Consider the following 8,970-nt stretch of genomic DNA (forward strand, 5'->3'; position numbering starts at 1 on the left):
CTTTTTAAAGAATTTATGCAATTTTGCGATTTGCCTGCTGTGCTGATGTTTCATGGACACCGTTATCAGATCTTGACTAACTTTCTTTTCTAAGAGCTTTTGTTCCTCAATGTTTCTTGTGAATCAAGAACATTCGCCATTCTTTGCATTCTAATTAAATATTTCGTGGAATAAAAAAGGAAAATGTCGTACCATGTCCCTCTTTGCTTTGCACGGACATATGACCTTTATGTGCCTCAACTATATTCTTGGCAATAGCTAACCCCAGACCTGTTCCGGAACCTCTAGTTCTCGCCTTATCGGCTTTATAAAAGCGTTCAAATACAAATGGGAGATCCTCTTCAGGAATGGCAGTACCATAATTAAATACTTCAACATGCAGTCCCTTATCATCTGAAACCGCAGAAACTTTAATTTCACCTTTTGGAGGGGTATGCCGGATAGCATTGCTAATCAAATTTGTTAGTACTTGTTCAATTCTATCACCATCAAAGTAACCATAATCTGATAATCCCCCAAAGTCTCCCGTTAAAAAGATTTCTTTTTCTTTCGCTAACACATGGAATTTATGGGTAACTTTTCCGAAAAATGACTTCAATTCAATTTCATGAACTGACAATTGAATATGTCCAGCTTCCATCCGCGCTAAATCTAGAAGTTCATTTACGATACGTCCCATTCTTAATGACTCTTCATAGATCACCCTTGCCATCTCAATCTTTTCTTCATGAGATTCTGCTATCCCATCAACAATGGCTTCACTGTACCCTTGCATCATTGATAATGGTGTTCTAAGTTCATGGGAGACATTTGCAATAAAGTCATTACGGAGTTTATCAAGCTGTCTCTCTTCAGTCATGTCTCGGACAACCGCCACTGCTCCACGGATAAATTTATTATTATATAAAGGACTGACAATAATTACATAAAAACGACCTTGAACTGATATTTCTCCAATTTGCTCCTTTTCTGTATCAACAGCAAGCTGAAAAAGTTCCATAACCTCAGAAGGAATCTCTTCTGTTTTAGCCATTTTAAGTCCTTGTTCAAAATACCAGTTTTGCAGAAATCGTTCAGCAGGAGGATTCGTGATCAAAATCGTACCATCACGATTGAAGGTAATAACGCCATCTACCATACTGCTCAAAATGCTGGCTAGCTGCTCTTTTTCTTGCGATAAGGCATTTAAGTTAAACTTAAGCTGACGGCCCATCTGATTAAAAGCTGTTGCCAGCTCCCCAATTTCATCATTTGTTAAAATCGGTACTTTCGTATCGAATTTTCCACGTGCAATTTCTATTGCTGCTTCTCTCATTTTTCTTAACGGCGCATTAATCCTCGTCGCCAAGAAAAAGGCAAAAACAGTTGTTAGAATAATAGCAGCACCTGCTGCAAGCAAGATGAATTTTGTTGTTGACTGAGTCGTTTCTTGTATAACGGACAAGGATTGCATGATGAAGACCGCACCAGCTTGATTTTCACCATAATGAAAAGGAACCCCAATAATAAGCAGACGTGAATCTTCATCATAATTACTTACTGGGAAAGAGGCAATTTTTTGGACCCCTTCTTGATTCGTAAAGACTTTAGATAAAACAGGATCTTCCAAAAAGAAATCAACGTCTAAGCCAAAGGTATTTTTCATATTCGGAGAAACAAAGTACTCATGAGAGTTCTTTATGATGATAGCCTCCGTTACGTCATCCAAAAGCTCCCAGGATATTTGCAACCCAATTTCTTGTTCCTGATCCTCTAAAAAATGCGACATTCTTACAGCGGTATTAGATAAATTTTGTTCTGTTACACTGATATGATAATTCTCAAAGTACTCTAACAGCATGACAGTTAAGATAAATAATACAAACGAAACAAGTAAAAGAATGGTTCCCCAAAGTTTACCAACAACACTTCTCCAAAGCATCATTCATTTACGACCTCAAACTTATAACCGACACCCCAGACAGTGACAATCATTCTTGCTGCCTCCTCAGAGACTTTATTTAACTTTTCACGTAAACGCTTTACGTGGGTATCAACTGTTCGCAAATCACCAAAAAATTCATAATGCCAGACTTCTTTTAAGAGCTGCTCCCGATCGAATACTTTGTCTGGAGATTTCGCTAAGAAAAATAAAAGTTCATATTCCTTCGGAGTTAAACTAACCTCTTTGCCGTCTGCTAATACTCGGTGTGCATCATTGTCAATTGTCAGATGTGAAAACACGATAACATCTTTAGCAGTTGTATCCGCTTGAATAAATGAAGCTGAGGAAGATCTGCGTAACAGCGCCTTTACTCTTAGAACCACTTCCCTAGGACTAAACGGCTTTACAATATAGTCGTCTGTACCGACTTCAAATCCTTGAACACGGTTCACTTCTTCACCTTTAGCAGTCAGCATAATAACCGGGGTTGCTTTTTTCTCACGAAGCTCTCGGCAGACTTCAATCCCATCCTTACCAGGCATCATTAAATCAAGTAAAATAACATCATAATCATTGGCTACAGCCTTAGATAGGGCTTCATTTCCGTCTTCTGCTTCCTCAATAATATAGTTCTCTCTCTCTAAGTACATTTTCAACAAACGTCGAATTCTTTCTTCGTCATCTACCACTAAGATTTTTACATCTTTTTCCATCGAAAAATCCCCCTAAATTGTATTCATGTATAGCTTTTTTAAAAAAGGCCCTCACTAAAAAAGTGAAGGCATATTAATAATGCTTACGAACCTGCATATGAGTGAAGTCCTGCAATTACCAGGTTAACCGCAATAAGGTTAAACATGATAATGGCAAAGCCGATCACTGCGAGCCACGCAGACTTCTCTCCATGCCAGCCTTTTGATAAACGCAGATGTAAAAAAGCTGCATAGAAGAGCCATGTGATCAGGGCCCAAACTTCTTTTGGATCCCAACCCCAAAAACGAGTCCACGCGATCTGTGCCCATATCATCGCAAATACAAGTCCACCTAAAGTAAAGACTGGGAATCCGATTAAAACAGAACGATAACTAATTTCGTCAACTAAATCGAGTTTAATATTTTTTGTTAACGGTTGAAGTGCTGCTCCAATTCGTTTTCTTAAGATAAGTCGGATGAGCAGATAAAGGAGGACACCAGCCAGCAGTGACCAAATCACTGTATTTAGTTTCTTGGCATTGACAATAGCAGGAACTTCGATAATCGGTTCAAACTTTCCTGTCTCGACCAATTCTCCCTGATGCGGACCGACCAGCGCCGGCATATTGTATTCTAATGTCGATTCTATCTGATTTTTATCAATCCAATTGTATGTTGCTTTATAATCCATGAGTGAAAAAGTTGTCGTTACAACAATAAAACCAATTACTGAAACGATTGAAAACATAACCACTTCAAGCCAAACTGTTTTTTTAGATCGCTTGGACTGATCTACTGACTTTACTAGGTAGATCAATGCCGCTCCAAAACTAACAGCTAAGATCGCTTCTCCTAAGGCTACTGTTGATACATGTATTTGCAGCCAATAGCTTTGCAGCGCTGGAATAAGCGGTGAAAGTTCTCTTGGAAACATGCTTGCATACGCAATAATTAAGAGCGCAACCGGCAGAACGAACAGCCCCAGTATTGGTGTCTTGTAGAGAAAGTAAATTAAAATAAACGCCGCTACTAAACACATTCCAAAGAAAGTCGTATACTCAAACAAATTACTTAATGGCGCATGTCCTGCCGCCATCCATCTAGTAATGAAATAACCCAGCTGTGCGATGAATCCAATAATAGTTAAGAATATCGCAATATTTGCCCATTTATTAGGAGATTTCTGTTCCTTTGACCCATTCTTTTGTTTAATGGCTCCTCCAAAGAAAGGAATAGCTACTAAATAAAGGATGAAAGCTGCAAATAATAGGTTTGAACTTAGATTAGCCAACTATTTCCCTCCTTATTTATCCTCAGTTTCTTTAATTAAGTCGTCCGGTTCGTTTATACCCGAACCTTCTAATATTTCTTTGATTTCCCGCTTGATGCCATGCCAGTTCTTATTGGTATGTCCAGCGATCCATATTTCTTGGTCTCTTCTTTGTATCCAAATTCTTCTATGGTTCCAGTATGCACCCTGTGCTACTCCTACCATAAAAAGGAAACCGCCGACAGCAAAGATCCATAGAGTTAGGTCCTTACGTACTGTTAAACCTGAAACATCCTTTGTTTCAATACCGGCAAAAGCCATCTTATACTCATTATCTTCAAATGGTTCAATCGTTTGCTGGATGGCAACAAAGCTGATTTCTCCATCAGGCTTATCAGGTGTAATCATATTAAAAACGAAAGCGGGATTATTCGGTATCCTCGACTTGGTTGCAGGCTGTCCCTCTGAATTAAATTCAAAATCCGGAAAATAGCTCATTACTTCAACACTATAACCGTTGCCAAGATCATACTTTGTTTCAGGTTCGTTTAGATCAACAGAAATCTTACCAAATTGTTCATTGGTTTCTTTGTTCGTTAAATGAAAGCTCATTGTAGACAACTCGTCTAATTTATACTCCACTTGGTAGAGAGCATAACCTTCAAATTTTAAAGGCTCATTAACCCGAATGCTAAATTCCTTTACTTGATCGAGTTTGGCTTCTTCACCAGCAACTGAATTATCTGCTCTTTTGTAGAGAACAACATCAGACTGATAATTCTTTGCAACCATGCCGGAATTACTGAGCGCTTCATCAAAAACTTCATGATCTTTGTCATAAACCTCTAAGGTGAACTCCTTGTTTTCAAGGTAATATTGTCCATTCGTTTCTGGAATAACTTTTGTTTCTCCTTCACGAATCCAAAGAACATCATCTATATACATTCCGGGAACAAAGCGAAGCATTCCACCGATTAAAAAGATGATTAAACCAACATGGTTCACATACGGTCCCCAACGTGAAAAGCGGCCTTTTTCGGCTAGAATATTGCCGTTTTCCTCTCTAATGCTGTATCGTTTCTTTTTTAAATTTTCGATGACTCCATCAAATGGTATATCCTTATTTTCGACCTGCGTGATACCAAACAGCCTCTGGCGTTTTAGAAAACTCTCGTGTCTCGTCACCCTCTGTTTTTTCAACGCACGATATAAAGGGACAACCCGGTCAAGGCTGCATATAACAAGTGATATGCCAATTGAAGCAATCAGCACTAAATACCACCAAGAGCTATAGAGATTGTGGAAACCTAACTCGTAATACATTTTTCCAAGCCAGCCATACTGGTCCTCATAATATTCTACTGCAGGCATAACAGGAGGAATATACATTTCTTGCGGAAAAATCGTTCCTAATGCTGATGCAATTAACGTAATAACAATTAACCATACTCCCACTTTAACAGATGAGAAAAAGTTCCATATTTTATCAATAATTGTCTTATTGTAGGTCTGTGATCTACGTGCACTGCCCTCATATCTCATATCAAGAAGTTTTTCTCTCGTTTTCTCCTCGATTAAAGGAATACCACATGATTCACATAGCACCGTACCATGTGGATTTACATGGCCGCATTCACATTTAACTTCTTTCATTACAAAAACTCCTCATACCCTTATGGTTTGATCTCTTCCATCATATCCATCATGACTTCTTCCTTAATAATTTCACCTGTATGTACTCTTTCAACAATACCGTCCTTATTAATTAAAAATGTGATTGGAAGTGGATCTACTCCGTAAGCCGTCAAAACTTCCTGATTTTTATCGTTTAAAACTGGAAAAGATAAATCATAACGATTGATGAATTCATTAACTACCACATCAGATTCCCCAATATTAACAGCAAGAACCTGCACTCCCTTATCTTTATAAACCTTGTAGCCGCTATCCATATACGGCATTTCCCGCTCACATGGCTTACACCAAGTAGCCCAGAAATTCAGTAGTACACCCTTGCCCTCATAGTCAGAAAGGCGATGTTTTTCACCATTCATATCAGATAAAACAAAATCAGGAGCTTTTTTCCCAACCTCAACCTTTTGAATATCATCTTTTGTGAAATTCGCATACAAAGTGTATACAACGGCGGCACCTAGAAGGATTAAAATAATCGACCGCATGATCAAACGTTGTTTTTTCAAAATAGTTCCCCCCCGTTCATGTCGAATTTTACACAAGTTGACATTATTATATCATTTTTCAACATTTCTACGTTGTTATCTTATTTGTTAAGTGTGAAACTTCTATGAATTTTTTAATACTATTTTTTAACATTTAAAATTGATACACACAAAAGGATTGACGTTTAGAAAAAGAGCTTATGATTTTTCAGCTAAAGTTCGGAGCTGCTTTACTTCATGCGGCGTCAATTCTCTCATATCTCCCACACTTAAACCTTTTAATGTTAGGAATCCGTATTGTTCTCTTTTTAGTTTCAACACGGGATGTCCAATCGCCTCAAGCATTCTTCGAACTTGGCGGTTTCTGCCCTCATGGATTATCAGTTCTACGATCGCAGTTTGCTTCTTCTTGTCGATGCTTAATACCTTCACTTTGGCGGGTGAAGTTTTCCCATCATCAAGCATGATTCCTCTCTCCAGACTTCTAATCTTTTCCCGAGAAGGAATTCCTTTTACTTTTGCAACATACGATTTATCGATTTCATTTTTTGGATGCATTAACAGGTTTGCAAATTCACCGTCATTTGTTAACAGTATTAAACCTGAAGTGTCGTAATCCAAGCGTCCAACCGGATAAACTCTCTGTTTAATATCCGGCAAGAAATCAGTGACTACCTTTCTGTCTTTATCATCCTTAACACTGGAGATAACTCCGCGCGGCTTATAGAATAGATAGTACACAGGTTCTTCTCTTTCCACAGGTATGCCATTTACCTCCACCCTGTCCGACGAGGATACTTTGATTCCCAATTCCTTTACCACTTTTCCATTTACTTTAACTTGTCCCTCAATGATCAGTTGTTCTGCTTTTCTTCTTGACGCAAATCCAGCATGTGCTATGACTTTTTGCAGTCTCTCCATGTATGTCACCTCAAAATTTCTATTCACTTATATTTTCATTCTGTCCAATAAGGATTATGACATAACTATTGATGTTTTCAAAGTATAAGCGCTTCTAAAAAGCACTCACAGACAGAATGTACTAAGCAAAAAGAGACCCATATGAAATGAGTCTCTTTTCGCACTAAGCAGTCTTTATTCTCTTTTAATTACCAAAGACAAGGGTTACTACAATAATCGCTGAAGCAATTCCCACCAGGTCAGCTAACAAACCAACTTTTAATGCATCCCCCATTTTTTTGATCCCAACAGCCCCAAAATAAACAGTAAGGACATAGAAAGTGGTATCCGTGCTCCCTTGAATGGTGGATGCTAATCTTCCTATGAACGAATCCGGTCCATACGTCGCCATCAAATCACTTGTCATCCCTAAAGCAGCATTTCCTGAAATAGGACGAATAATGGCAAGCGGAGCTATTTCAGCTGGAACTCCTATAGCTTCTAGAGCTGGCCGGATCATATCCATAAAATAGTCCAAGGCTCCAGAGGCGCGAAATACAGAAATCGCAACCAACATGCCAACTAGAAATGGTATAATCGAAAAAGCGATTTTGATCCCTTCTTTACCGCCCTCAACGAAACTTTCATAAGTAGGAACTTGCTTAAACGTCCCGTATACTAAAATAAAACCAATTAGTACCGGAATAAACCAAAGTGATATTATCGAGACAATCCCCATTTCACATACGTCCTTTACGGGTTCTTCTATAATGAAAATAGCGGTCTATTAAAATAGCACCTATTGTGGAACATAACGTTGCTATTAAAGTAGTTCCAACGATATCCGTTGGAGAAGCGGAATTATAGTTCATCCTAATGGCAATAACTGTTGTAGGAATCAGCGTTAAACTCGATGTATTAATCGCCAGAAAAGTAATCATTGAACGGCTCGCTTCTTGTTTATTTCCATTTAATCGTTTCATCTCTTCCATTGCCTTGATTCCTAAAGGGGTTGCCGCGTTTCCAAGACCGAACATATTCGCCATCATATTGGATAAAATATATCCCATTGCGGGATGATCATTTGGCACCTCTGGAAACAGCCTCTTGACGATCGGTCTGAATAACTTTGCTAATATCTGAAGCAAGCCTGCATCTTCTGCGATTCTCATCATTCCTAACCAAAAAACGAGAATGCTGATTAATCCAATACATAAAGTGACTGCTTCTTTCGCCCCTGTAAAAACTGCTTCATTTACATCTTGCATGGTTCCATTAAACATCGCGAAAATAATACCAATAACCGTCATCGCAACCCAGATGATATTAACCATTTGCTCTCACACCAATAATTGTTGTAAACAAGCTCTTAAAGCGATCTAAAAAACTTTCGTTCTGTTCTTCTTTTCTCTTATAATAAACAGGCATTTCCTTCAGCGGTTTTTCATCAAAATATATGATTGCTTTCCCTACCACTTCTGGCACATTTCGTTGTTCTTTCCACTCCTCCTTTGGAGAAAGGAGTTTTATATCAATCTTAAATAGTTCCCTTTCTTCTTCCGTTACTGGATAAGTAAACTCATGTCCAAAATAGATCTGCTTTTTATAAAATTTTTCATCCACATTCTTTATCATCCCTCCATCAATGACTTGTACCATATCAAACTGTTTGAAAGCAGATTCAAACATATGAATATGATCATTCCAATCACTTGGGGCATTCAATGTGACCGCAATTAAATTCATATCGCCCTTAGTTGCAGTGCTGACAAGCGTTCTTTTTGCGAGCTTCGTATAACCGGTCTTCCCTCCTGTGCTATACTCATAGAGGCCTGTTAGCAGTCTATTTTTGTTTTTCCAGACACGATCCCACTTTTCATTAGGGTTGGGTGCCCGATGTACCTCTGTACCTGATATTTGACGATATGTATCGTTCTTCATCGCATATCTGGTAAGCATGGCCATCTCGTATGCCGTCTTCTGCTTGAAAAAAAAATCATCCA

8 protein-coding genes are annotated in these 8,970 nt (G+C 38.5%); all 8 read right to left on the reverse strand.

Annotated features, from left to right (window positions below; all coding sequences use genetic code 11):
• Window positions 1-154: 154 nt before the first annotated feature.
• Window positions 155-1,924 (reverse strand): ATP-binding protein, encoded by a 1,770-nt coding sequence (locus CZ487_RS18905; RefSeq protein WP_077213843.1) that lies wholly within the window; start codon window positions 1,922-1,924, stop codon window positions 155-157.
• The gene (locus tag CZ487_RS18910; protein WP_077213844.1) at window positions 1,921-2,637 is read right to left on the reverse strand and encodes a response regulator; all 717 of its coding nucleotides are present in this window, start codon (window positions 2,635-2,637) and stop codon (window positions 1,921-1,923) included. Before CZ487_RS18910 ends, CZ487_RS18905 begins: the two co-directional genes overlap by 4 nt.
• 83 nt (window positions 2,638-2,720) lie before the next feature.
• Window positions 2,721-3,908 carry a c-type cytochrome biogenesis protein CcsB gene (gene ccsB / locus CZ487_RS18915; protein ID WP_077213845.1) on the reverse strand — a complete coding sequence of 396 codons (1,188 nt, stop codon included), beginning with the start codon at window positions 3,906-3,908 and terminating at the stop codon, window positions 2,721-2,723.
• A 12-nt stretch (window positions 3,909-3,920) separates the two neighbouring features.
• Entirely contained in the window at window positions 3,921-5,540 is a 1,620-nt protein-coding gene (resB, locus tag CZ487_RS18920; protein ID WP_077213846.1) for a cytochrome c biogenesis protein ResB, read from the reverse strand.
• Window positions 5,541-5,560: 20 nt separating this feature from the next.
• The gene (gene resA, locus CZ487_RS18925) at window positions 5,561-6,088 is read right to left on the reverse strand and encodes a thiol-disulfide oxidoreductase ResA (protein ID WP_077213847.1); all 528 of its coding nucleotides are present in this window, start codon (window positions 6,086-6,088) and stop codon (window positions 5,561-5,563) included.
• Window positions 6,089-6,265: 177 nt separating this feature from the next.
• Window positions 6,266-6,988 carry a 23S rRNA pseudouridine(2605) synthase RluB gene (gene rluB / locus CZ487_RS18930; protein ID WP_077213848.1) on the reverse strand — a complete coding sequence of 241 codons (723 nt, stop codon included), beginning with the start codon at window positions 6,986-6,988 and terminating at the stop codon, window positions 6,266-6,268.
• A 184-nt stretch (window positions 6,989-7,172) separates the two neighbouring features.
• Window positions 7,173-7,706 (reverse strand): spore maturation protein, encoded by a 534-nt coding sequence (locus CZ487_RS18935; protein ID WP_077213849.1) that lies wholly within the window; start codon window positions 7,704-7,706, stop codon window positions 7,173-7,175.
• A 1-nt stretch (window position 7,707) separates the two neighbouring features.
• Window positions 7,708-8,301 (reverse strand): nucleoside recognition domain-containing protein, encoded by a 594-nt coding sequence (locus CZ487_RS18940; RefSeq protein WP_077213850.1) that lies wholly within the window; start codon window positions 8,299-8,301, stop codon window positions 7,708-7,710.
• Between the last annotated feature and the right edge of the window lie 669 nt (window positions 8,302-8,970).

This window comes from Robertmurraya dakarensis, assembly GCF_900156875.1.
Taxonomy (GTDB): domain Bacteria; phylum Bacillota; class Bacilli; order Bacillales; family Cytobacillaceae; genus Robertmurraya; species Robertmurraya dakarensis.

Excerpts from the sequence above, each read along its gene's own strand:
- CZ487_RS18935 (WP_077213849.1), bottom strand. The coding sequence starts at position 7,706 with ATGGGGATTGTCTCGATAATATCACTTTGGTTTATTCCGGTACTAATT.
- resB (WP_077213846.1), bottom strand. The coding sequence starts at position 5,540 with ATGAAAGAAGTTAAATGTGAATGCGGCCATGTAAATCCACATGGTACG.
- CZ487_RS18940 (WP_077213850.1), bottom strand. The coding sequence starts at position 8,301 with ATGGTTAATATCATCTGGGTTGCGATGACGGTTATTGGTATTATTTTC.
- CZ487_RS18905 (WP_077213843.1), bottom strand. The coding sequence starts at position 1,924 with ATGATGCTTTGGAGAAGTGTTGTTGGTAAACTTTGGGGAACCATTCTT.
- rluB (WP_077213848.1), bottom strand. The coding sequence starts at position 6,988 with ATGGAGAGACTGCAAAAAGTCATAGCACATGCTGGATTTGCGTCAAGA.
- CZ487_RS18910 (WP_077213844.1), bottom strand. The coding sequence starts at position 2,637 with ATGGAAAAAGATGTAAAAATCTTAGTGGTAGATGACGAAGAAAGAATT.